Here is a 24,740-nt window from a genome sequence, read left to right as displayed (position 1 = left end):
AAGTCCACGAAATCAACTGCCCCCGACCAGAGCGTTTCGCGGCTGAAACCAGAGGCGACGTGTTAAACCCCGATCGAGTCTTGCCGCGTGTAGAGGCGAACGATGAACACTGCAACAAGCGAACAGGCTGCCGACAAGGATCATACCGGGTGGAGTCGGCGGCGCGGCGCGCGGTGGAATAGCGATGTCACTTGTAGGGGTCCGCGGCGTCCCGCAACCCGTCGCCGAGGAAGTTGAACGCCAAGATGACGAGAACGACGGGGAGCATCGGCAAAAGCAGCCATGGATAGAACGCGATCACGCTGACGCTGCGCGCCTCGGTGAGCAGGATGCCCCAGCTGGTTATCGGCGCCCTCAGGCCGAGCCCGAGGAAGCTCAGCGCCGTCTCGCCCAGGATCATGCCGGGTATGGAGATCGTTGCCGTCGCGATCAGATGCGACATAAACCCGGGAATGAGGTGTCGGCGGATAATGCGGCTGCTTCTGGCGCCCATCAATTGCGCGGCCAGAACGTAATCCTCCTCGCGCAAGGCTAGAAGCTTCGAACGCACGGCCCGCGCCAGTCCGGTCCAGTCGAGCAGCCCGAGGATGACGGTGATGCCGAAATAGATCAGGATCGGACTCCAGGTTATCGGCATGATCGCCGCCAGAGCCAGCCATAGCGGAATACTGGGGATCGATTGCAGAACTTCGATTATCCGTTGAACGATCAGATCGAAGATACCGCCGTGATAGCCGGCCAGTCCGCCGATGACAATGCCGAGCAGGAAGCTGAAACTGATGCCGACGAGGCCTATTGTCAGTGAAATGCGTGCGCCATAGATGATGCGCGAGAGCACATCGCGCCCCAGCCTGTCAGTGCCGGCCAGAAAGAGCTGGCCGTTTTCGGCGGGGCAGACAAAATGCCTGTCACCTTCGATCAGGCCCCAGAACCGGTACTTGTCGCCCTTGCAGAAGAAACGGATCCGCTGAACATCATCCTGTTGCTCGATGTAGTTTCGCTTGAGCGTGTCCATATCCAGCGTCATCTGGCGGCCATAGACGAACGGCCCGACGAACTGGCCGTTGTGGAACAGGTGCACCCGCTGCGGCGGCGAATAGATGTAGTCCATGTTGCGCGTGTGCAGATCGTAGGGCGCCAGGAACTCGCAGATCAGTATCCCGAAATAAAGCGTTGCCAGGAATATGCCGGATACAAGGGCAAGCCGGTGCCGGCGGAATTTCCACCAGATCAGCCGCAGCTGCGACGCCTGAAAGACCTTCTCCTGCTCCGGCGTCATCGCCTCGACCGACTGCAGGTCAAAGGGCTCGATGGAAACGTAGTGTTGCAGTGGGGCACCCGGAGCGGGCAGCGGCGATTGCGTGTTCATTTGGTGCTGCCGCCTTGCAAACGAATTCGCGGATCAAGTAGCGCCAGCGCTAGGTCGGAAATCAGGACGCCGATGACCGTCAGGAAGGCGAGGAACATCAGGAACGACCCTGCGAGATACATGTCCTGGCTTTGCAGCGCCTTGATCAGCATCGGCCCGGTCGTTTCCAAAGACAGCACGATCGCCGTGATTTCGGCACCGGAGATGATGGCCGGCAGGATAGAGCCGATATCCGAAATGAAGAAATTGAGCGCCATGCGCAGCGGATATTTGACCAGCGCCCTGAAGGGATGAAGGCCTTTGGCGCGCGCGGTCACGACATATTGCTTATGCAATTCATCGAGCAGATTGGCGCGCAGCCGCCGGATCATGCTTGCCGTGCCCCCGGTGCCGATGATCAAGACCGGAATCCAGAGATGGGCGAGGATCGACTTCGCCTTGGCCCAGCTCATCGGCTCGCCGAGATATTGCTGGTCCATGAGATGGCCGATGGACGTGCCGAACCAGATGTTGGCGAAATACATCAGGATCAGCGCCAGCATGAAGTTCGGAATCGCAAGGCCGAGAAGGCCGAAGAAAGTCAGGCCGTAGTCGCCCCAGCTGTATTGATGCGTGGCGGAGTACATGCCGATCGGAAAGGCAATGAGCCAGGTGAAGATGATCGTGACGAAGGAAACCAGCACCGTCAGCCACATTCGGTCCCCCACGACGTCGCGAACCGGCAGCTCATATTCGAAGGAATAGCCGAAATCGCCGTGCAGCATCCCGCCGACCCAGTAGAAGTAGCGAATGACCGGTGGCTTATCGAAACCATATTCCTTGCGCATCATCTCGATGCGATCGGAATCCACCGCTTCGCCCTGAGCCCGAAGCTCGGCAACATAGCTGTCGAAATAGTCGCCTGGGGGAAGTTCGATGATCGTGAACACCAGTGCCGATATGACCAGCAGCGTTGGAACCATCACGGCGATGCGCCAGACCAAATATCGAAGCACGCTCAGGACTCTCCAAGCCAGAATGTATCCGGCATATAGACACCGAAATAGGCGGTCGGGTCGTAGCCGTAAAGCGCCTTGTCGGGCAGATTGCGCAGCCGCGAGGATGCCAGAACCGGCTGATGCGTTCCGTTCACCGTGCCGATCGAAAACACCTGATCGGTATAGATCGACAGCATTGAATTCCAGATCTCGGCGCGCTCCGTGGCTTCAGTCGATGCGTTCCAGCGCTTGAGTAAATCCATCAACTCGACCACGGGCGGAAGATCGGGCGCTTCGCCGACCTTGCCACGGGACAAGTAGTGAGCACCCCAGAGCGGCCATTGCAGCTGGTCGTCGACGGTGGGGGCCAGTTGGTAGGGGTTCATGTCGGCGGTCGGCACGCCATTGTCGATGCCCGACCACATCGACATCATGATCTGGCCACCAAGCGCGCGGCTGCGGAAGATGTCGCGCTGCGAAGTCCGGATGAACAGAGCGATGCCGATCTTGCGCCAGTGATCAGTGATGAGCTCGAGCGCGTCGGTTTCCAGCGTGCTTTCGCCGGCAGTTTCCACTACGAGCTGCGCCGGGCGTCCGTCGGGAAGTATCCGCAGGCCGTCATCGTCACGCGCCTGAAGCCCGACCTCGTCGAGCAGGGCATTAGCCTGGTCGGGATCATGGGCGACCCAGGCTTTCGCGAATTCCGGCCGGTAGAGCGGGCTCTCCGGCAGGACCGTATCGGCACTTTCCTGCGCCAATCCGTAGAACACGGCCAAATTGATCTCGCGCCTGTCCACAGCGAGCGAAAGTGCGCGGCGCACGCGCACGTCACGAAAAAGGCCGCGCCACACCTGGTCGGCACAATTCAGATTGGGCAGCAGCGCCAGCCGCGAACCTTGTGTGCGTTTCCAGAGATGCATCTTCACTGGGTAGCGCTTCTCCGCATCCTTCAGGAAGGCGTAATCGGTGAAGTCAATTCCCATGCCTTGCAGGTCGCTCTCGCCCGCACCGGTCTTGGCGGAAATGATCGCCGACGAGCTGACGTTCATGACTATCCGGTCGACATAGGGCAGTTGCCGGCCATTCTCGTCTATTCGATGAAAGAACGGGTTCCGCTCGAAGACGAACTGCTCAGCCGGCGGCTTGGTCCGGTTCTGCCAGGGATCGAGCGTCGGCAGTTCCGGGTTCTCCGGGCGATATTGCCGCGACATGCGGATATGCAAGAGCGTCCATTTCTTGGCCCGGTTCTCCTTCATTAGGCCGGCGAGCCGGAATGGATCCTGGTATTTCTTGTGGAACTGCTTGAGATAGGCGGCCGGCAGAACAAGCGATAGGGGCGAAGCAGCGGCGAGCTTGGGCAGGAAGTCGGGATTGGGCGCATCCCAACTGTAGCGGACCGTCAACGGATCGACGATCTCGAAGCGTGGCGGCTTGCCATCCGCCAGCAGGGCCGGGGCGAGCCCGCCTTGCGAAAGCTCATCGTTCAGCCAGACATCTTCCCAGCAATAGCGAAAATCCTCCGACGTCAGCAGGCTACCGTCAGACCATTTATGTCCTTCTCGTATCTTGAAAGTGAAGACACGATCATCCGCTACATCGAAACTTTCGAGAATGTCGGCTTGCAGGTTAAGCTTTTCGTCATAGCCGACCAGGCGAGCATACCCGTAGATCGTCATCATCCGGATATCTTTCTGGCTGCCGATGATCGTGCGCAGCGTGCCGCCATATTGGCCGGGCTGCCGGCCCATCGCAGCGAGATTCAACGCGCGCGGACGCTTGGGCAGGCGTTCGGCCAGGGCCGGCAGCGCCCTGGCCTTCATCTGCGGCTGAAGAAATTCCGGCTCCAGGTCGCCGGCGCGCAACGTGCCCGGCAGAAATGCCGAAGCCATGAGTCCAAGGACGGTGCGCCGGCTGATCAATGGCGTAGCTCGCTGACATCGGCCGAACGTCGCGCCAGCACGAGGTGGCCGCCGCCAAGGTCGAGCGGCGACAGCATGTCCTCGTCGCCCTCGTCACGGAATTGCGGTCCCCATGCGCTGGTGTCGGAAGCGCCGCTGAGCTTCAGAGTCTTGAAATCCATCGGCCTGTCGAGATCGGGGAAAGGGACTGCGGCGACCAGTGAGCGCGTGTAGGGGTGGACCGGTTTCCTAAGCAGAATTTCGCGCGGCGCTAGCTCGACGATACGCCCGCCGCACATCACCGCGATGCGGTCGGCCATGTAGTCCACCACCGCCAGGTTGTGGGATATGAACAGGTAGGTCAGGCCCAGTTCCTTCTGCAGGTCCTTCAGAAGATTCAGGATCTGCGCCTGGACAGAGACATCGAGTGCCGAAACTGGCTCGTCGCAGATCAGGAGTTCAGGCCCCAGTGCCAACGCGCGCGCGATGCCGATACGCTGACGCTGTCCGCCGGAGAAACTGTGCGGATAACGCTTTATGAAGCGCGGGTCGAGTCCGATTGCCTGCATCAGGTTCTTGACCGTGGCGAGTCGGGACGCGGCATTGCCACGTTGATGGATTTCCAGCGGCTCGCTCAAAATGTTCTCCACCGTCATGCGAGGTGAAAGCGACGAAACCGGATCCTGGAAGACCATCTGGATTTTCGCGCGCAGCATGCGCAGAGCGTCTCCCTCGGCTTTCAAGACGTCGATCGGACCATCGCGGCCGTTGAAGATCACAGAGCCGCCGCTAGGGGTGACAGCCCGCATGAGGACCTTGCTGACGGTGGTTTTGCCGGAGCCGCTTTCGCCGACAAGACCCAGGCACTCGCCCCGCCTGATATCAAAGCTCACGCCGTCCACGGCGCGAACAGAGGTTTGATGACCTCCGCCGAACCATCCGGACTTGCGGATCGTGAAGGTCTTTGTCATATCCCTGACCGACAGCAGGAGGTCGTCCGGCCCCTTCGATGCTGGCGCCGTCTGCTTGCCGAGCAGGTTCCCGACATTCACCGGCACCTCGCGGAGCGCTTTTAGCCTTTCGCCGGGCTTCAGGTCGAAATGCGGAACGGCTGCCATCAGGCCCTTCAGGTAAGGGTGGCCCGGCCGGCGGAATATCGCCTCCACAGGTCCCGCTTCCATGATCTCGCCATGGTACATGACCACCACCTCGTCGGCGACATTGGCGACTACGCCAAGGTCGTGCGTGATCAGCAGCATCGCCATGTTCAGCTTCGTCTGAAGCTCGCGCAGCAATTGCAGGATTTGCGCCTGGATGGTGACGTCCAACGCCGTTGTCGGCTCGTCGGCGATCAACAGGGCGGGCCGGCAGATAAGCGCCATGGCGATCATGGCGCGTTGACGCAATCCTCCCGAAAGTTCAAAGGGATACATGTCATAGGCGCGCTTGGGGTTGGGAAAGCCGACAAGTCCGAGCATTTCCTCGGTCCGCGCCTTGCGCTCCACCCGAGCCGTGGGCGTATGAATCTGCAGGGATTCGCTGACCTGATTGCCGATCGTATGCAGCGGCGACAGTGATGTCATCGGCTCCTGAAATATTTTGCCGATGCGGCTGCCTCTCAACGCCCGGATTTCGGGTCCGTCACGCGGCATCTGCAGGATATCCTGCGTCGTGCCGGGCTTTTCAGGATCGGAAAACAGGATACGGCCGCGAACATGGGCTGTGTTCGGCAAAATGCCCATCACTGCCTGGCTGAGAACCGATTTTCCGGAACCGGACTCGCCCACAAGCGCGGTAACCTTGCCGGGCAAGACGCGAAGATTCGCACGCCTGACGGCATGCAACGGTCCCCCTATAATGGCAAAAGAGATGCCAACATCCTCGATCCGCAGCAGATCAACGCCCAAATTCATTCTCACACCAGCCCCCACTCTGGCCGCTCCAGAAGGCGAGACTAGCGCATTGCCAGCCTAGAGCAACTTGGATTCGAACAGTCGCCAGTTCCCTGGCGGAACCGGCGATCGGAGTGCGTACCAAACGCGTTCGGATCGGATCGTGGCGGTTACTGGAGCTTCCTCGGGTCGCCCGCGGACGGCCGCGCGGCATTGCGATGAAGCAGCATGACCTGCTCGGCGTCCGATATTCGGTCGTAAATCGGCTCCAGCGCACCGTCTTCGTCGAGCGAGAGAGCACCCGACAAATCGGGTGAAAGCACCGTTAGCTTCTGCCTGATGCCCGCCAGTTCCTCCATGCCGAGCGCCAGCCAGTTGTTGGCGCCGCAATAGCTGGCGAAGTCTTTGCTGGCGAGAACGCTGTGCGGATATTTCTTGGTCAGGGTCTGGAGGCGCTGGACCTCGTTTACAGCCGAGCCGAAGACGGAGAATGTGAGCCGGTCGGTAAGCCCGACATTTCCGAACATCACATTGCCGACATGCAGGCCGATACCATAGTTTATGTCGCTCAATCCCTGCTGCTTTCTGCGCAGATTGAGATCCATCATGCGCGCGGTGGCCTTGTGCGCTGCTGCAAGAGCGGCCTGGCAGGCGATCTCGGACTGTGAACGGTGCCTTGCGCAAGGGTAAACTGCAATGAAGCCATCCCCTATGAAACTCATGATCTGCCCGCCCTTACGATTGAAAGGCGCAGCAGCGGCGTCGAAAAACTGGTTCAGCGTATCGATATAGACTTCGCGGCCGGAGGTTTCGGCAAGTCTTGACGACCCGCGCATGTCGCCCATGACCAGCGCCGCCCGGATTGTATCACCCTCGCCGCGCTTGATCTGGCCGTCGAGCACGCGCCTGCCGGCGTCGCCGCCGAGATAAGTGGTCATCATGTTGTCGGCAAGCTTGGTGAGCACCGCCATCTTGGTTGCGATAGCGAGATGGTTCTGGATGCGCAGCAGCGCCGCAATCATGCTGTCGCTGAAGCCTGCGGCACTGTCGGTGGACCAAGACCCGATCATGCCCTGACTGGTGTTGCCGCTGAAGGGATGGACGAAAGCCATGTAATCGGTGACGCCCATCAGCTTGAGGTCATCGAAAACAGGAAATTCCGACGGCACCGACGGGTCGAGCCGGCGCCGCAGATGGTCGAGCTTGTGGCTGAGCAGATGGTAGTATGGGCTGGTCAGGAATCTGTCGGAGTGAACGCCGTTCTCCTTGCGGAAGCCTTCCACTTCCAGGCCCTGGCCCCGGAGCCAGGTGAAGCCGAGCGCGTCATAAAGCGGATGAAGCATCGAAAAGCTCAAATGCACCCGCTTCAGCGGCAGGCCGGCAGCAGCCAGCCGTTCACAAAAGCCCCTTACCAATGTTTCCAGATCGTCGCCCGCCAACGCCGATTGCGTCAGCCAATCGGCAACCTTATCCATGAGAATGGCAGAAATTTCTGCTTGCGCTGTGCTCATGCTATCTCGAAATCTCCTTGATCCGCCACAAATTCGCCGGCTCGGACGCCGTCAGGCCTTCACCACCGTCTCTCGGGCTAGCCCGAGGCGGCCAAAAATATTGCGTGTGTCGACGATCAGTAGAGCGTGATCCGCGATCGCCTGATAGTCGATCGCGTCGTGGTCGGTTGCAACGACGACAGCGTCGAAATCCTTCAGGGCCACCTCGGTCAATTCGACCGAGCGACGCCCCTTGATCGCCATATGCTCCCGTGTGGTCGGGATTTCGGTAACATGCGGATCGTGGAATTCCGCCTTGCCGCCCCATTCCTCGATGAGTTCAATGAGCCGCAATGAGGGGCTTTCGCGGATGTCGGGCACATTCTTCTTATAGGCGAGCCCGATGATGAGAATGCGCGAGCGGCTGAGCGCCTTGCCGCAGCGCCGGTCCAGCGCCTTCGCCAGTTCATCGACCACATGACGCGGCATGGCCGTGTTGATCTCTGCCGCCAGCTCGATGAAGCGGGTCGGCAGTTCGTATTCGCGCGCCTTCCACGTCAGGTAGAAAGGATCGATCGGAACGCAGTGCCCGCCAAGTCCAGGGCCAGGATAGAAAGGCATATAGCCGAACGGCTTGGTCTTTGCCGCCTCGATCACCTCCCAGATGTCGATTCCCATCGCACCGAGCACGACCTTCAACTCGTTGACGAGGGCTATGTTGACCGAGCGGAAGATGTTTTCCGTCAGCTTGACCGCCTCGGCGGTTGCCGTGGTGGAAACCGGAACGACGGTCTTGACCACGCCATGGTAGAAAGCCTGCACGAGCATCGCCGCTTCAGTGCCGTCACCTGCCACGACCTTGGGGATCGTCGCGACTTCAAAGCTGCGGTTGCCGGGATCCTCGCGTTCGGGCGAGAAGCCGAGGAAGAAATCTATCCTCGACCGCAAGCCGGTTTTTTCCAGGATGGGCTTGATCACGTCGTCGGTGGTGCCGGGATAGGTGGTCGATTCCAGCACGATCAGCTGGCCGAGACGCAGATGCTTCGCGATGGTGCCTGCCGTGTTCCTGACAAAGGAGAGATCCGGCTCGCGGTGTTTCGTCAGTGGTGTCGGAACGCAGATGATGATGACATCGCAGACGGCCAGTTCGGCAAAATCCGCAGTGGCGCGGAACCGTCCGCTCGCCACCTGGCCGGCAAGGGCTGGCGACGTCACCGCCTCGATGTAGGATTGGCCGTTGTTCAGGCTCTCGACCTTTTGGGGTTCGATGTCGAAGCCGGAAACCGGGAAGCCGGCGCGTGCGATCGCAACCGCCAGCGGCAACCCGACATAGCCCAGTCCGATCACGCCGACTTGCGCGGCACGCGTCGAAATCCGGTTCAGAAGACGGTCATATGTCGATCGTGAGGCGTCCAAAATCTGCTTCCCGTCAATTCGGACAGGCCGTCCGCTTCCATGGTGAGGCTCACCGCTCACAAGAGCCCCGAGGCATATTGCGGAAAATCGATGTCCGCAAGCCGTCAGACCGGCACCTTCGCCTTAAGGCTTGCGGCAGCCATCGCATAGCCGCCGGCGGCGCCATCAATGAAATGAACGTGATCGCGCTGCAGCGGCGATGCGACGAGGCATGTCATCAAGGCCGATTTCTGGCGGTGCAGGCCATAGTTGCAGATGCCCGCCTCTTCCGCCTGTTTCAGCCGGTTCTCGATCCGTTGCAACACATCCGCGTCAACGTCGATGGTCATCTTCAAGCCATCGTCGAACTTCCGGAAATCCGAATTGCTGGCCACTTCGCGTTTGTAGATCTTCGGATCGAATCTGCCGATCGTCCAGCCATATCTATCCGTAACAGCCGTAAGCGTCATCAGGAACACTATCCACAGCTTCGACAGCCACCGCCGTCCTGCCGGCGCCATGGCCCGCGCCTCGATATCGAGGCCGGCGGGCAGCACACTGTAGTCCGGCCCGTTCACTGGCACCGGGTGGCCATCGCGTTCCTGCCTGCCGGCAAGGGCGATGATGTCGGAAACCAGAAACTGAAAACCGCGCAAGTCGCGCGACGCCCCCGGTATGGCTATGATCGAGACAATTTCGCCATGCCGGGCTTCGATTGGGTTCCAGCGGCAGGAGAGGCCGGTCAGATCCGGCCGCGCGCCGGCCGGCGCAGGATCGATGCGGTAGCGCCCCGCTTTCATCTCGGCTTCCGCCCAACTGCCGCCACCTCCGGCGAACATGGCATAGAAGACTGCATCGGAGGCCTGGAACCTCGCCACGCGAACGTCGAGGCCTTGCGCTCTTATATCCTTTATCGGCACGATTGCGGCACGCAAGCTCAGATCCAGCTCGTCCGCCACCCATCTCTGGACAGCCGCCAGCGCGTTGCGGGTGATCTCCAGCGCCGAGCCGGGAAACGCCACGAGCGCGCCGTCGCCGCCGAAGACAAAGGGAAGATCTTGCCTACCCAGCGCATTGAGCAGCGCCGAAATGACGCTGGCACCGGCCATATTGACGGTTTTATAGCGCCCCGCCGCGATCGCCTTGGTCGAGCCGACGATGTCTGCGGTAGCAAGCGCCCAGCCATCGGGGAGAGGCCGATAGTTATCGATATCGGCAACGCTTTCGAATTTTGCGAAGACCGGCAGAGAAGCAACAAACGGATCGGCAGCGGCAGCTGTTTCCATGAGCATCAGATAGCGCATTCCAGTGCTTGAGGGTGAAGTCGATCATGCTTCGAAATTGACTTGCGCAGGCTTTCCGATGATAGGGTCCGGCGATGCGAATTGCCTTCTACGCGCCGCTGAAGTCGCCCAATCATCCCGTTGCCTCCGGCGACCGTCAAATGGCACGGATGCTGGTCAAGGCGCTGGAGCATGGAGGGCACAGCGTCGAACTGGCATCCGAATTGCGCTTCTATCTACGCGAACCGGATTCGAAAAGTTTCGATGCGCTCAAGATCGAGGCCCGGGAGGAAGCCGCGCGGCTGGCAGGGCTTTGGGATCGTGACGGCAAGCCCAATCTGTGGTTCACCTATCATCCCTATTACAAGGCGCCCGACCTGATCGGGCCCGAACTGGCGTTGGCCTTTGGTGTTCCCTATGTGACAGCGGAAGCCTCCTATTCGAGGCGGCGCAACACCGGTTTGTGGACCGATACGCAAGCGTTGGTGGCGCGAGCCGTCGAACAGGCGGCACTGAACATCTGCTTCACGCAAAGGGATCGTCAGGGACTGGCAGATGCGATACCCGAAGCCTCTTTCGGCATGCTTTCGCCCTTCATCGACACATCGCTATTCCGGGAAACACCGGCACGGGGTTGTCCAACGCGCCTCGTTACCGTCGCCATGATGCGCCCGGGCGACAAAGTCGAAAGCTATCGCATGCTGGCGCAGGCGCTCGGTTCGATCGGTCATCTGCCCTGGACCATATCGGTCGTCGGGGACGGACCTGCCCGCGAGGAGATCAAAGCGCAATTCGCCGGCTTGCCCGCCGAGCGTATCGAATGGCTTGGCGCGCTTGAGCCAGCCGCCGTGCCGGATGTCCTCTACAGTGGGGGAATTTACGTCTGGCCGGGTTTCGGCGAGGCCTATGGCGTTGCCTATCTTGAAGCACAGGCCGCCGGCCTTCCGGTTGTGGCTCAGGACGTCGCCGGCGTGCCGGAGGTCGTGCGGGATGGCCAGGCCGGGTTTCTCACCCCGCCGGGCGATGTGGCGGCGTTCGCTTCTGCCATTGACAGGCTTCTGGCCCATAACGACGAAAGATCCATCATGGCCGCAGAAGCCAGACGTTTCATCCTCGAAGAACGTTCTCTCGGTGCTGCGGCGGCGCGTCTGGCCGAACTTCTTGCGAAGATCCCGGTCTCATGACATCCGATCAAATCTGGCAACCCTTGATGGAGGAACTGGCGAGCCGGCAACGGGCGGACCGTAAGGCGGAGTTCTGGCTGCGCGACGATGACGCCGTGGATCCGACGCCTGCGCTTGATCGGTTGCTCGACCTCACCGGTGAATTCGCGGTTCCGGTGACTCTGGCCGTCATTCCCGCCCTGACTGACGAGAAGCTTGTCGTTCGGCTTGACGAGGCGCCGCATGCCACGGTCGCCATCCACGGCTGGGCGCACCGAAATCATGCTCCGGAGGGCCAGAAGAAGCAGGAGCTCGGCGCGCATCGGCCACGCGAGGCGGTGCTCGATGATCTGGCTCGCGGGCTGTCGCACATAACCGGCCTGCACGGCGCACGTGCCGTTCCGATGCTGGTGCCACCCTGGAACAGGATCGACGCCGGCTTGGTATCCGACCTTGGATCGATAGGATTTTCGGCATTGTCGGTCTATGGGCCGCCAAGACCGGCTTCACTTGCGGTCATCAACAGCAATGTCGACATCATGGATTGGCATGGCACGCGCGGCTGCCGCGATCATGGCCTATTGGTTCGGGCCATCATCGCGCAGTTGCAGCATGCATTCGATGGAGGCGAACCGGTCGGCCTGCTCACCCACCATCTCGTGCATGATGAATCGGCCTGGCTCTTCCTCGAACGGCTGTTCACAGTCACCGCACAGACTGAAGCCTGCGTATGGCTTCCGGTCAGGACATTGATCGGGCGCAGCGCCGGTAAAGCAATTCCAGGAAAAGTGTGAATGGTTTTCCGTCCGGAATTGCGTCAAAACAAAGAGATAGAGGAAAACAGCTCAGCGCTTTTTGCGCAATGAGACTGGAAATTTGAGCGTCTGGCCATCCCGCGCGGCAAAAGCGCCGGTAAACCTGTCTTTGGCCAGTTTCTCGATCTCGTCCAGTTCCTCGTCGGTCCGTGTCGGATCGTGGTGAAACAGGGCAAGCCTGCGCGCACCGGCCGCCTCACAGAGCTTGACACCCTCTTGCCATGTCGAGTGCCCGTAACCGCGGCGGCGTTCCATTTCCTCCTCGGTGTAGGTGCAATCGTAAATGACGAGGTCGGCATCTTCGATCAGGCCGAGCACCGCCTGATCGAGTTTGTCCGGCTCGTGCTCAGTGTCTGTGATCATCGCCACGACGCGGCCGCCCCATTCGACCCGGTAGCCTATGCAGCCGCCCGGATGGATAAGACTGCCGGTTCGGACCACCACCCCTTCGCGCGGGCGAAGCACGTCTCCGGATACGAAATCGCGATAGTCGAGGCTTGCCTTGCAGGCTTCCAGTTTCACCGGAAACCACGGCGGCTGCATGAACTCATCGACCATCTGCCGGGTCGTCATGTGTCCTGCAAGATGCCCGGACCAAAGCGTAACCTTGGCGCCCCGATCATAGATCGGCGCAAAAGACGGCAACCCGATGATGTGATCGTAATGGCAATGGGTGAAAAGCAGGTCGAAATCGGTCACGCCCAACGCCTGAAGTGCCGCGCCGGCAGGCCGTAGGCCAGAGCCTGCGTCGAACAGAAGCGTATGCTTACCGCATCGCATTTCGACGCAGATTGAGTTGCCGCCATAGCGAGAGAATTCTGGCCCTGATACCGAAATGCTGCCGCGGACACCCCAAAACCCGACCAGGAAAACGTTGTCGTCCATGCTACCCCTTCGCCCATCATATCCAAACAACTGCTGCTAGGCGAGACAGGCTTTCTCCGGGTGATCTTCTCAGCGAGAGGACAGTGCCGTCACGACGGCGAGGATCGGGCGCCCGTCCTTCGTTATTTGGCGCTTCGTGCGTCGATCAGATCCGCGGTCGTATGGCTTAGGCGATCGGCAAGAACCCGCAATATCTCGATGGTCATTTCCGGGAACTCCCTCATAAGCCTCAGGAAATGATCCTTGCGGATTCTCAAGGCTTCCAGCGGACTTGCCGCTCTGACGGTGGCAGTGCGGGAGCTGTTGCACAATATGGCGATCTCGCCAACGATCGAATTTGGCTCCAGTTCGGCAACTTTTATCGGTCCGCTATCGGAATCGACAAGAATATCCGCTCTGCCTGAAAGGATGACATAGGCGGCGTCTCCCTCGTCGCCCTGCCTGAAAAGGATCTGGCCCGCGCTGTAGCTCACACGATCGGATGTGAACGCAAGCAGCTTGAGCTTTGTCGGCTCGATGGCAGAGAACAAGGGAACGCGTTGCAGCATTCCAACTTCATCCTTGAGCAGCATTGTCGCAAACCTTCCAAAATTCGCGTTTGCCAGACTAGAGCAAGGGACGCCCAGATGGAATCAATTCTCTTTCCGGGATGGCGAGGCAAACCCACGGAAAGGTGGCGAGCCCGATGTCGTGCACCGGCAGAATGATCCATCTGAATGTCCGTTGCTCTATGACAACAGTTCCTTGAAGATACCGTTCCCCGCCAAGAGTGTCTCGTGTGTTCCGTCTTCCGCCAATTGACCCGAGTCGAAGACGACAACGCGATCGAACATCATCGCCATTGCCGGATTCGTCACGACCCACACAATTGCCGGCGAATGGCCGTCGCGCCTGGCTTCCTCGAGCACGTTTCGCAGCACCTTATCCTGCATGCGCTGGTCGAGCGCCGACAGCGGCCGGTTGAGAATGAGAAAATCGGGACGCTTGAGCAAGGCCCGGGCAACATCGAGCTTCTGTCGCTGTCCACCGGTCAGCCGCCTCCCGCCGGAGCCGACGTTGAAGTCCAGGCCGACATCCAGAAGTTCGCCATAAAGCCCGAGTTCGTCAAGAATGTCATAGACGATGGAGCGTATGCGGTCGGGCGCGTCGGGATGATTGTTGCCCACACGCCCGAACAGGACATTATCCATGACCGTGGCCGCGGCAATGTATTTGGCAGGATCATACCGTTCGATCGCATTGTGCAACTCGGGCGGCAGGTCTTCATAGAACCGGTTGCGTGCAGCGACGATCTTGCTCATCAGCTCGTCGCTCAGCAGGCCGAAGCGGTGCCGGGGCTCGATGTAGGCAAAGCTCAAGGTGACGATCATGGCGCGATCGTTCTCCGAAACCGCCTCGTAGGGACGGTTCTTGAGCCGTTGCAGCAAGGTTTCGTAGGCGGGTATCTCCTCCGCGCTCATGAAGGCGAGCTGCTGGAAGAACTGGTGATCGGGCGGCAGGTCGGCAAACAACTCTATCGCCTGTTTGGCGATCTCCAAGCCCATTTCGTAGAGCGTGCGGTCGAGGCCGGCTTGCCTCAGCACGGAAGCAAAATAGGGATTGGCCGCCAGCGCCCTGTCGGCCAGTTCGGGGCCGGCGGCAGCGCCGAAGAGCAGGTTTTGGCCGATCGTTGCTTCCTTGTTGTAGGCGCCCGGTTCGAAAGGAACCACCAGCCCGCTCAGCCCCTCTTGTTCCAGCCGGGTCCGCAGCGCCGCACGCAGTTCAACGATCCGCCTGGCAAGCTCCGTGTGACGCTTGAGGTCAGCTGAAGAGCGTAAGCCAAGATCCAGAATGTCACGCGACAGAACAACCGCGTCGAGCACCCGGCGCACGGCTTCAAAGAGGTCGTGCGGGCCGGTAGCGCCAGCGGAAGCATAGTTGATCCAGTCGCCGTGGATATCAAGATCCGGATTGCCCGACCGGCGCGCCTCGTGAATGTTCCAGCGGTGCTGATCTGCCGCAGCACCGTCATAAGGCACCGATGTCAGCGGCGCATGCTTCAACCCGTAGAGCAGGTTGTCGCGGAGGCTTGCCTGGAACAGGAAAACATCCGACGAGGCGTACGATATGCGCCGGCCGGTTACTGCTTCCGGGAGTTCAAGCAGGTCGTCGGTGCCCGAAGCGACCTTTCCGCTGTCCGGCCAGATCAGCCGCGCGAAGGCTTCTGCAAGCGCCTCCGCTCCACCTGTTGCGGTACTGACCAGTGCCACCGTCTCACCCGGCTTGACCTGGAGGGAGATACGGTTGAGGAGCATCGCACCGCCATCGTCTGCTATGGACAGATTGATCGCCGACAGCGGTTTGGTCATCGGATCGGGATCGTCGATCGTCAATGCCATGATACTCGGCGCGATGAGACCTTCGACGGTGAACTGTTCAACGACCTGTTGATATTTGACCTGGACATCCTGCCGATCCTGATCCCAGTCGATCAGTTCCTTCATCGGTCCGGGCAGGTCCTTGTAGGCGCCGATCACGGCCACGAGCTGGCCGACGTCCAGCCGCCCCTGGAGGACCAGATACCCGCCGATCATGTAGAACAGAAAGGGCGTGAGCTGCGCGAGAAAATTGTTGAGGAACTTTACCATGAATTTCCATTGGTAAAGATCGAAGCGGATCTTGAAGATGAGCCCGAGCCGTGCAGCTATGTCGGCGCGCTCGTAGTTTGATGTATCGTGGACGTGAACCGCGCCGATGCCGTCGACGATTTCGCCAACCCGGCCCGAAAGCGCGCGCGCCGTCAACTGCCGTTGGCGCCCGAGCACGATCAGCCGCCGCCGCATTCGCGGGATGAGCACGATCTGGATCGCCACGATCACGACCGCTATCATTCCGAGCCAGACGTTCTGGATCATGATGAACAGCATGGCCGTCAGCGCTTGGCCGCCGAGCAGTACCGGCTGCAGGAAGGCGTCGCCGATGAAGCCGCCCAGCGGCTCCACCTCGTCCTTCACCATGGTCGCCACTTCGGCGGATTTCACCCGCTTGAAGTAAACCGGCGGAAACCGCAGCACACGGTCGACCAGATCGAAGCGGATACGCCGCAGCATGCGTTCGCCGAGGCGGCCCTTGTAGGTGTTGATGTAGAATTTGAACAGGCCGTTGATGACGACTAGCAAGAGGAACACAAGGCTCAGGGCAAACAGGGTCTCCTCGCGGTCGAGCTGAAAACCGGAGAAGAACTGGACCTCTCCAATGAACGGCAGGTTATAGTGTAGCCTCATGAATGGCTGGGTCGCGCCCGGTTGCTCGAAGCCGCGACCTTGGATCGGTCCGTTGACGATCAGCTTCGGCAGGTCGAAAGACATGAAATATGGGATCATCGAAAGCACGACGATCATCAATATCCAGAGCTGCTGCTTCTTGGTGTGCGTCCAGATATAGCGGGCTAGGCTGGCTTCCATATGCGACTGTGGACCCTTCAGTTGGAAGCGTGCAGGATGTAAAAGCACCTGCTGGCGAATGGCGTATCGGCAATTTCTTCATCGCCAACGAGCTGGCCAAACGGTCCGCGGCTTTCGTAGGGCTTTGGCGAACAGCTGAGCAGCACGAGGCCGCAGCTGCGCGGCTGGTGCTGGCGGATGGACGCCGATGATCCGGACAGATGCAATAGGCTCTCTCCGGCACCGGGCAATAGCCAAGCGGCTTGCAGCATGATCACGTCCGCGGAATCAAACAGTCTTGCGGGAGGCAAGATTGCGTTGTGTCGCCCAGAATCCCAACATACAAGACGAATTATGATGGATGTCACGCAACCACGCAATGCCATGGACTGGCATGAGCAAGCCTTGGACCTCACACGGGGAATTGCTGCTTATGTCAACTGCCCTCTCGTGGCAGGGCTGGCGCGCGTCATCGCCAAGCATCCGAAGGCCGATATTGCCAACGCCTTCAACCACAAGCAGGTCGCCTGCAAGATGTGGGCGCTCGACAGGCTGTTCGAAAGCGGCGGCGGCCGCTTCGGGCGCATATGGGTTCTGGGTGGATGGTACGGCGTATTACCGGCAATGCTTTTCAACGATGCCCGCTTCGACATCGCGGCGATCGATAGCATCGACATCGATCCTGAAGTCGCGCCGGTCGCCCGGACCCTCAACCGGGAAGCCGGCGACCGGTTCCGGGCGCTGACGGCAGATATGTACGCACTCGACTATGCGGCCGGGCGGCCCGACCTGATGGTCAATACGAGCTGCGAACACATAGCCGATCTGCGCGCCTGGCTTGCTCTGCTTCCGCCGGGCACGAATGTACTGCTGCAATCGAACGATTATTTCAGCGAGCCGACGCACATCAACTGCGTGGCTTCGCTTGCAGCCTTCGAGGCAATGGCGGCGCTACGGGAGGTGCGGTTCTCCGGCGAACTGCCGACAAAAAATTATACGCGCTTCATGCTGATTGGAACTGTTTAATGCATTTCGCCCAAAAGTGCGTAGCGGTTTTGGGACAACGATACGCATAAAAACAGGACTTGAAGCGCGTCGTACGAATCTCACGGACGCTACGCGCGTTAGGATCTATCGTCTGTTTGATCATGAACTTTTCCGAAACCGGGCCCCACATTTAGGGACCATGTTCGATACCGCTCGCGGAGGATTTGCGCCGAGCGACGCGCGCCTTCCAGATCGAGACGATGCGCGGATGGCGTCCGTCCCACAAGCGCCTGTTCGATAGCTTGCGCCAAACCTTCAGGCGTCAGGTCCTTTTCCGTCAGCACCGTTGCAAGACCGAGTTCTTCGAGCATCAGGGCGCGAACCGTCTGTTCGGTTTCCCCGCCGGCTGCAAATGGGACGAGCAGGGAGCGACAACCCGCGCGCAGTACATCGCAGACCGTGTTGTAACCCGCCTGCGAGACTGACAGGCGGGCGCCGGTCAGCAGGCTGGCGAAATCCTCGCGGAACCGGAAGATGGACAGGCCCGGCGTGGCATCGCCTGCGATCGCGTCAAACTCGTCTTTCGGCAGGTTCGGGCCGGTGATCAAACACCATTTCCAAGCGTTGTTCGCATCCCGCGCCGCTGCGATGGTGGAGCTGACAAGGCTCTTTCCGGCAGCCCCGCCGCCAACCGACACCAGAACGTCGAAGCGCTCGGAGGCCGCGGGCGATGGCGGCGCGGCAACGAGCCCGGTGTAGGTGACCTCGGCCCTGATCGCCCCAGCCAATGGAAATGTCTTGTCGATGGTTGCGAAAGCCGGATCGCCGTGGACCATAACAAGGTCGAAATGCCTGTTGATGAGATCGACCGTTTCCTCGTTTCGGCCCGGCTTGACGCGCTCCTGGAGGATATCGCGGACGGACGTCGCCAGCAGCGGTCTGGGCGACGTCGCGTCGATGGCCTCGATCAGCGGCAAGAGTTCGAAACGCATCTGCCGGCGTCCAAATGGAAACGCCTCGACAATGACGATATCAGGCCTGCAATCCCGGAATGCCTGCAGCAGCATCTCTGAACGCCATTTCTTGAAATCCTCGTCGATCGGGTTGCCTTGCAGGTCGACAAGTCCCGAAAATCCTTCATCACCGGAGGTGACAGGTGGCAGGGTTACAGATTTTACCCCCAGTCCCGGAAACCCGGCGATCGGCGCTCCACCGGTCACGACGGTTACGTCAAACCCGTCATCGACCAGAGCCGCTGCAATGCGGCTGGCGCGCGCGAGATGGCCGATGCCGAGCAGGTGCTGGACATAGAAGAAAGCGCGCAGCCGCTTCATTCGGCGGCCCGCCACTCCCGCTCGAACAGTTCCTTGAGCTGTCCAATGCTTGCCATATGATCGAAATTGCCGCGCACGCGCCGCTCTGCGGCGTCGCCGAGGCGGCCGCGGAGCACGGGATCACGGATCAGGCGTTCCAGCGCCTGTGCCAGGGCAATCGGGTTTTCCGTCGGAACCAGCAAGCCGGTTTCATCCGGCGATAAAAGCTCTGGCACGCCGGAAATATCGGTCGACACGCAGGCAAGCCGCTGGCTAGCCGCCTCCACCAGAACATTCGGCAGACCGTCGCGGTCGCCATTTGCGGTGATCCTGCAGGCCAGGGCGAAGATGTCGGCGCGGCGGTAGTGCTCAAGCACCTCCTCCTGCGCAAGCGCGCCTTTCCAAGAGACGCGATCATCCACACCGAGCTTTTGCGCCAGCGCCTTGAACCGTTCCAGTTCTTCGCCGCCGCCGATATGCTCGAAACGCCACGCCAAATCGCCGGGCAACAGGGCAAGGGCCTCCAGCAACGTATCGTAACCTTTCTTTTCAACGGCGCGCCCGACACTCAGAACGACAACCGGTTCGTCCGGAGCCGAGCCGTCATGCTGCTTTCGCGCCTCATCGAAACTGCCAAAGCGATCAAGGTCGAGCCCATGATAGCTCAGATGCACACACGAGTTGCCGTTAGCGAGTTTTTTCAGACGGTCGAAGCCGGTTTTCGTGCAAGTGACCGTCCAGCGCGCCGAGGAAAGCTTGCCGGCCAGATCCCAGTCCGCCGAAGTCCAGATGTCCTTGGCATGGGCCGAGCAGGTCCAGGGCAGGCCACGAAGCTGGCTGGCATAGCGCGTCACCGATGCAGGCGTGTGCGCGAAATGGGCATGCAGCCAGCCCGCGTTTTCCGGCCATTCGGCCGCCAGCACGAGCGCTTGCCCGAAGCGGCGCGCGCGATTGCGCGTAAAGTCGCGGGGCATATCGGCAGCCAGCGATCCGAGCGCGCGCCAGAAGCCCGGACGCAGCAGATAGGCAAACAGCGAGCGAAACACGCGCAGCGGCTCTTCATGCAGATATTCCGGCAGATAATGGACGGGCGCTTTGATCTCGTCATGCACGGGGTGGCGTTTTTCGTCGGTCGGCCGCCTGAGCGCGACAAGTATCAGGTCGAACCCCGCACGCTCAAGGCCGAGCAGTTCCTGCGCGATGAAGGTTTCGGACAGCCGCGGATAACCCTTCAGAACCACGACGATCTTGCGATGTTGCAACTCAGGTCATTCCTTCAATGACTGAAAGGTGATGGCCGGCCCGCCGGTCGAGCAGTTCCGCGACGATTTCGGAAATATGAGGCAGCCCTTCCAGCGTCAGATGCGGATTGCTCTGCGATGGGCGGGGCCGGTCCGGCAGCGCCTTCAGTGCGTCGGCAAACCGCCGGGAATCCTCGGCTTCTTCCGGCAAAAGCATCTCGATGAGGCCGAGTTCGGCCGCGCGCCGTGCGCGGATCAGTTGTTCCTTTCGGGGCTCGACGCGCGGCACGATCAGCGCCGGCTTGTCGAAAGACAGTATCTCGCAATAGGTGTTGTAGCCGCCCATCGCCACTACCGCCTTGGCGCCGGCAATCAGGTCTTCCATGCGGTTGTCGAACTCGATGATCCTGATATAGGGGATCTTGGACCCCTTCTTGAGCAGCTTGTTGCGCTTGCGCGCCGGCATGTAAGGCCCAAGCACGATCAGGGCCCTATGCTGCAATTGCGGATCCTGCTGATAGGCATCGATGACGTCGTGAATCAGATCGGCGCCGTCACCGCCGCCACCGGTGGTAACGAGGATATAGTCGCCCTCGGGCCGATGGCCGGGCAACTCGTTCCGCTGCAGGCTCCGTTGCAGGAAACCGACGAACCTCATCTTTGCCCTGACAGCCGGCGGCACATCCAAGCCGGTCAACGGATCGTAGAAATCCGGCGGGCCATAGGCCCAGACCTTGTCGTAGAACAGGCCTATCTTGCGCATCACGTCCCGGCGTGCCCACTCTGCTTCGAGCAGATGCGGCGCATCCATCACCTCGCGCAGGCCAAGCACCAGCGTAGTGCCCCGCGTCTTGAGGTAGGACAGCGTGTCCTCAATCTCACCGCGCAGGCCGAGCGGTTCCTTGTCGACGATGAAGATATCCGGCCGGAAGGTCTCGGCCGTGTGGCGGATGATCGACTGGCGCATCCTTAGCGTCTCATGCAGATCGATGTCCTTTTCCAGCGAGGTGTATTCGCCGTTGCGCAGCTTGATGACGCTGGGGATCTTCACGAAGTCAACACGGGCACGGTAGTCGAAGGCGCCAGCGATAGTCGCACCCGAAATGATAAGCACCTGAAGTCCGCGGAAATCCTCGACCAGCGAATGCGCGATAGTTCGGCAGCGCTGCAAGTGGCCGAGCCCGAACGTGTCGTGGCTGTACATGAGAATTCGAGCGTTTTCTGCGTGCTGGGTCATTGTTGAACGTCTCTTAGAATTCTCGCTTTGAGGACCGTGAGCGACCCGCCGGCTTCGAAACCATCCTGGTTTTGAAACATGAGGCCGCGATTTTGAATTTGCATTACTTCTGTGGAATGCCTGTCAGATAGGGCTTTCTGATTGCCTGAGCCCGAAACTAGATGGAGTGGCGAATATCGCCTCGGCGGGAGCGGGCCGAGACTCCCCGTTGTTGTTTTGGGATGAATCGAAGGGGAAAGCGGTGTCCAAAAGATCGGCAGAAGTCATCCCTCTTGATTCCAATAAGCTCCGGTCTCTCCGAACTCGATGGTTTCGGAGCGGTGAAAGCGATTCCGCGATCCTGCCCATATAGTCAATTGCTTGATCGGTATACGAAAGGACAGGGTCGCCGGGCGTCGCACGGCACATGTTGTTGCAGAACTCGTTTCGCGCGCCATCGCTCTCGGTCTTGGGAGACCAAAGGTGCTGCCCATCAATCTCTTGACGGGCGGTCTGATTATGATTCACCGACCAGAACTGAGCCATCTATCGCCCAAGCTAGCCTGAATTTCGCCAGGAATCGAGTGGATGCCAGCGCTCACAACACACCGCCCGCAGCGGGGTGTGTGCAACAGCGGTTGCTTGTCGATCGCTATGGCCTCTGGCTAATGCCTTAGCTGGGGCGGTGACGGTACTTTTTGAGACGACCTGAGCGGGCCATCGAACGTCGCGAGGTGCAAAAACCGCTCGATTGGTCCCGACAGTTGGCGAAACCTCAAAATATTTTTGCGACGACTTTAGCCTTTAGAATCAAGAGCGTAATTTTTTGACGGCGTTGAAGTCGCCGCGATCGGGGAAAAAATGCGGCATTTCTCTCCTCCCAGTCCGCCCATTGCTGCAAGCCGACGGCATCAATCGCATCCTGCTCGGCTTAGGCAGGCTGCGAAAGCGAGCGAGGTCTTCGGGCTCCATGGTGTAGACGGCAAGAAAGCGGGGTATGCGGCGGTTTTTCCTTCGTGCTGTCAGAAGCATGCTGGCTGCTTAGACTCTTGGAGGGCCCAAGTCACTGCGCAGTACCACTCTCTAAATGCCCGCCCGCTATCGGGGACGCCGCGCTCCTCAAGGTCCCGCAGTCCGCTGGTCAGTACCTTCGCCGAAGGTTATTGATTTTCTCGGCCGGGTTCTCCTTTCGTGGTGCCGAGGCGGTTAAGCAGATTGAGCGTGATCCTGCCGACATCGTTCATGGCGCCTGCGGCTGGCAGCGCGCCGCACCAGGCAACGGAGCTTGCCGAAAAGATCAAGCCGCCTGCTGCGAGCTTTCGCAGGGTCATTTCGGCGCAGCGGCGGGCGATGCGTTGCGTATCGCCGCCCTCATACCAGCGCGTCGGATCCTGGAAGAAGCTGTCCGGAAATCCCGTCGCCCGCGCGATCACGACGGTGTCAGCGGAAGTGCCGAGGGCTGGATCTGTCGCATCCACTTCGTAGCCCGCGGCACCACCCAGCACGATGCCGTCCGTGCCGAAGGTCGCATTTTTAACGCCTTCGAACAGCCATGCGAATCCTGCTTCACGGCTTTCCTCAGTGCGCGTGAACGGGCGCGCGCCTTCGAATCCCATCAGTGAGATCGCGCCACCGATCAGCGAGAATTCGCCTCGGCCGCGCGAGCGGAGATAGCCGCCTGGTTCGTTGGTGATCGACAGCGCCTGTTCGGCGACCGGGCCCTCCCAGGTGCGGCCTGCCTCCAGCGGCGAGCGCCGCAGCTCCATCAGGTCGTCCTTGAAAGCCACAGTGGCAGCGAAGCCGTTTCCGCCGAGATAGGCGATGCTGCCGCCTTCGGCCACAAACTGCCGCAGCGCCTGCTCCATCTCGATCGACATATATTCGGGGTGACTGCCGGTGACGACGGCTTGATGTCGACGCAGACCGTCTATGCCGCATTCGTGCAAGTCGTGATCGGTCAGGACGTCAAACATGATTCCATTTCCGTGGCAGAATCGGAGGAAGTGCAGATCGACCGGCAAATTGTGTGGGCAGCCGCAGAGCGGATAGTCGTAATCGTCCCTGAGCGTCACTTTCGGCTTTTTGTAGGAACAGATGGAAACACCGCTAAGGTCGGAATGGTAGTCGTAAAGAGATTTCAGATTGTTGGCGATCGCGAAGCGATGTCCCCGGTCGTCGCCTTTCCATTCATAAAGATGATCCGGGAGATATTCGTCGGCATAAGCGAGATAGGTGGCCGTCGGCACGAGATACAACAGCGGCGACGAGACCTGTGACGAGGTGACGAAGAACACCACGCGTTCGTCGCCACCCTCCCATTCGACCTGGAACGCGTAGACGCCTGGGTGTGCGTTTTCAGGGATCGTCACGCGGTGTGATGCCGGCCACTCAAGCGGGCCGATGTCGTCGTCGTGGCAATGGATAGCGTCGTAGTGCGACGGCACCAAGCGAGGCTCGAAGCTCGATCCGTCCCAGCGTGCCGAAGTCACGCAGAAGGCTGGCTGATTGATCACATCTAGGAGCAGCGGATCTGCTCCGCCCGACGACAGGATCGGTTGCGTTGGTAACAGCGTCGGGAAATCCCAGGCAACAGTCCCCTGTGGGGTGTCGAGCCGGATCGCAGCAAATTTCGCGTTGAGGGTAGGTTCGTGGTTGGTGGCACTTGCGCCGAAATGGATGCCGTGCCCTTGGAGGTTCCACGCCGGGCTGCCAAAACCTTCACGGAGTTCGTAAGGCGCGAGAAGATCATGGGATTTGATGCGCAGACGCGATTGTTCCTGCCGCAGATCCAACTCGACAGTGAGCCACACACCGGTTGGCGCCTTCTTCTCGACAAGGGTTTCGTCACCGATTTCCACGACTAATGCGCCGTCGCGGAGGCGCAGCCCGACGGCGCCTGCCTCCAGGATCGTGCGCGCACCTTCGTTGCGCGTGAGGAACAGCTCAAAACGTATACCGTGGAGGGCTTGTACTTTGGCCAGTTCGCCGGGCCGCACGAACAGGAACGACCCCTGGTCGAAATGCCGACGCCGTGCTTCACCTATTGTTTCGATGGCCCAGGTGAGAAATTCCGGAGCCGGCTTGTCGAGCCGGCAAATTCGTGTGGCCTTTATCGGCCGATCGCATGACAGGCTGAGCTTGATCCGCTGGCCTGCTTTGGCACTCCAGGGGGTGGTATAGCCAACCACGCTCATCGCGTCGTGGTCTACTGCGCGCTTCATATATCCCTCCCGATGAACTCCAGATGGGCTGGGGCGAACCGCGTAGACCGGTCCGATGTCGGCCAATGCGCTGCCGCTCTGACAAGCAGAGTTTCGCATGGCGCACTACAGCCATGATGTACATGCTTGTATAGATAAGCTGCATTCGGATAGTCTCGACGTGATCGGTCCAA

Annotated in this window: 17 protein-coding genes; 3 read left to right on the top strand and 14 right to left on the bottom strand. The window is 60.1% G+C overall.

Annotated elements, in window-relative coordinates:
• Nucleotides 1–187 precede the first annotated feature (187 nt).
• The 7 genes from NKJ12_RS07960 to NKJ12_RS07930 all read right to left on the bottom strand — a co-directional run bounded on the left by NKJ12_RS07960 (nt 188) and on the right by NKJ12_RS07930 (nt 10,307).
• Entirely contained in the window at nt 188–1,369 is a 1,182-nt protein-coding gene (locus NKJ12_RS07960) for an ABC transporter permease (protein ID WP_352701993.1), read from the bottom strand.
• Complete coding sequence (locus NKJ12_RS07955; protein WP_254818875.1) at nt 1,366–2,364, bottom strand: ABC transporter permease; 999 nt, start codon at nt 2,362–2,364, stop codon at nt 1,366–1,368. Before NKJ12_RS07955 ends, NKJ12_RS07960 begins: the two co-directional genes overlap by 4 nt.
• A 2-nt stretch (nt 2,365–2,366) precedes the next feature.
• The gene (locus NKJ12_RS07950; RefSeq protein ID WP_352506848.1) at nt 2,367–4,265 is read right to left on the bottom strand and encodes an ABC transporter substrate-binding protein; all 1,899 of its coding nucleotides are present in this window, start codon (nt 4,263–4,265) and stop codon (nt 2,367–2,369) included.
• The gene (locus NKJ12_RS07945) at nt 4,262–6,157 is read right to left on the bottom strand and encodes an ABC transporter ATP-binding protein (RefSeq protein ID WP_352475783.1); all 1,896 of its coding nucleotides are present in this window, start codon (nt 6,155–6,157) and stop codon (nt 4,262–4,264) included. Before NKJ12_RS07945 ends, NKJ12_RS07950 begins: the two co-directional genes overlap by 4 nt.
• A gap of 149 nt (nt 6,158–6,306) precedes the next feature.
• Nucleotides 6,307–7,647 carry an adenylate/guanylate cyclase domain-containing protein gene (locus NKJ12_RS07940; protein WP_352506847.1) on the bottom strand — a complete coding sequence of 447 codons (1,341 nt, stop codon included), beginning with the start codon at nt 7,645–7,647 and terminating at the stop codon, nt 6,307–6,309.
• A 51-nt stretch (nt 7,648–7,698) separates the two neighbouring features.
• The gene (locus NKJ12_RS07935; RefSeq protein WP_352506846.1) at nt 7,699–9,042 is read right to left on the bottom strand and encodes a nucleotide sugar dehydrogenase; all 1,344 of its coding nucleotides are present in this window, start codon (nt 9,040–9,042) and stop codon (nt 7,699–7,701) included.
• A 104-nt stretch (nt 9,043–9,146) separates the two neighbouring features.
• The gene (locus tag NKJ12_RS07930) at nt 9,147–10,307 is read right to left on the bottom strand and encodes a DUF3095 domain-containing protein (protein ID WP_352702092.1); all 1,161 of its coding nucleotides are present in this window, start codon (nt 10,305–10,307) and stop codon (nt 9,147–9,149) included.
• Between the two features lie 92 nt (nt 10,308–10,399).
• Here NKJ12_RS07930 and NKJ12_RS07925 point away from each other — a divergent pair, with 92 nt between their 5' ends.
• On the top strand, nt 10,400–11,488 hold the full coding sequence (locus NKJ12_RS07925; protein WP_352701990.1) for a glycosyltransferase family 4 protein: 1,089 nt from the start codon (nt 10,400–10,402) through the stop codon (nt 11,486–11,488).
• Nucleotides 11,485–12,261 carry a polysaccharide deacetylase family protein gene (locus NKJ12_RS07920; protein ID WP_352701988.1) on the top strand — a complete coding sequence of 259 codons (777 nt, stop codon included), beginning with the start codon at nt 11,485–11,487 and terminating at the stop codon, nt 12,259–12,261. The genes NKJ12_RS07925 and NKJ12_RS07920 overlap by 4 nt, the downstream gene beginning before the upstream one ends.
• A gap of 51 nt (nt 12,262–12,312) precedes the next feature.
• Here NKJ12_RS07920 and NKJ12_RS07915 read toward each other — a convergent pair whose 3' ends face one another.
• The 3 genes from NKJ12_RS07915 to NKJ12_RS07905 all read right to left on the bottom strand — a co-directional run bounded on the left by NKJ12_RS07915 (nt 12,313) and on the right by NKJ12_RS07905 (nt 16,610).
• The gene (locus NKJ12_RS07915) at nt 12,313–13,167 is read right to left on the bottom strand and encodes an MBL fold metallo-hydrolase (RefSeq protein WP_352701987.1); all 855 of its coding nucleotides are present in this window, start codon (nt 13,165–13,167) and stop codon (nt 12,313–12,315) included.
• Nucleotides 13,168–13,289: 122 nt separating this feature from the next.
• Nucleotides 13,290–13,739, bottom strand: a complete 450-nt coding sequence (locus NKJ12_RS07910) for a cyclic nucleotide-binding domain-containing protein (protein ID WP_023675957.1) — start codon at nt 13,737–13,739, stop codon at nt 13,290–13,292.
• A 156-nt stretch (nt 13,740–13,895) separates the two neighbouring features.
• Nucleotides 13,896–16,610 carry an ABC transporter transmembrane domain-containing protein gene (locus NKJ12_RS07905; protein ID WP_352645137.1) on the bottom strand — a complete coding sequence of 905 codons (2,715 nt, stop codon included), beginning with the start codon at nt 16,608–16,610 and terminating at the stop codon, nt 13,896–13,898.
• A 336-nt stretch (nt 16,611–16,946) separates the two neighbouring features.
• Between NKJ12_RS07905 and NKJ12_RS07900 the strand changes: the two genes are divergently transcribed.
• On the top strand, nt 16,947–17,615 hold the full coding sequence (locus tag NKJ12_RS07900) for a class I SAM-dependent methyltransferase (protein ID WP_352702090.1): 669 nt from the start codon (nt 16,947–16,949) through the stop codon (nt 17,613–17,615).
• A 98-nt stretch (nt 17,616–17,713) separates the two neighbouring features.
• Here the strand turns inward: NKJ12_RS07900 and NKJ12_RS07895 are convergent, their stop codons facing one another.
• From NKJ12_RS07895 to NKJ12_RS07880, 4 genes are all read right to left on the bottom strand, one after another.
• Nucleotides 17,714–18,910 carry a glycosyltransferase family protein gene (locus tag NKJ12_RS07895; RefSeq protein ID WP_352701985.1) on the bottom strand — a complete coding sequence of 399 codons (1,197 nt, stop codon included), beginning with the start codon at nt 18,908–18,910 and terminating at the stop codon, nt 17,714–17,716.
• The gene (locus NKJ12_RS07890) at nt 18,907–20,151 is read right to left on the bottom strand and encodes a glycosyltransferase (RefSeq protein ID WP_352701983.1); all 1,245 of its coding nucleotides are present in this window, start codon (nt 20,149–20,151) and stop codon (nt 18,907–18,909) included. Before NKJ12_RS07890 ends, NKJ12_RS07895 begins: the two co-directional genes overlap by 4 nt.
• 1 nt (nt 20,152) lies before the next feature.
• Nucleotides 20,153–21,367 (bottom strand): glycosyltransferase family protein, encoded by a 1,215-nt coding sequence (locus tag NKJ12_RS07885; RefSeq protein ID WP_352645145.1) that lies wholly within the window; start codon nt 21,365–21,367, stop codon nt 20,153–20,155.
• Between the two features lie 1,139 nt (nt 21,368–22,506).
• Complete coding sequence (locus NKJ12_RS07880) at nt 22,507–24,567, bottom strand: N,N-dimethylformamidase beta subunit family domain-containing protein (protein ID WP_352701980.1); 2,061 nt, start codon at nt 24,565–24,567, stop codon at nt 22,507–22,509.
• Nucleotides 24,568–24,740 lie beyond the last annotated feature (173 nt).

This window comes from Mesorhizobium sp. M0195, from assembly GCF_040322115.1.
Classification (GTDB): Bacteria; Pseudomonadota; Alphaproteobacteria; order Rhizobiales; family Rhizobiaceae; genus Mesorhizobium.
This window is presented reverse-complemented; position numbering and strand designations above follow the sequence as displayed.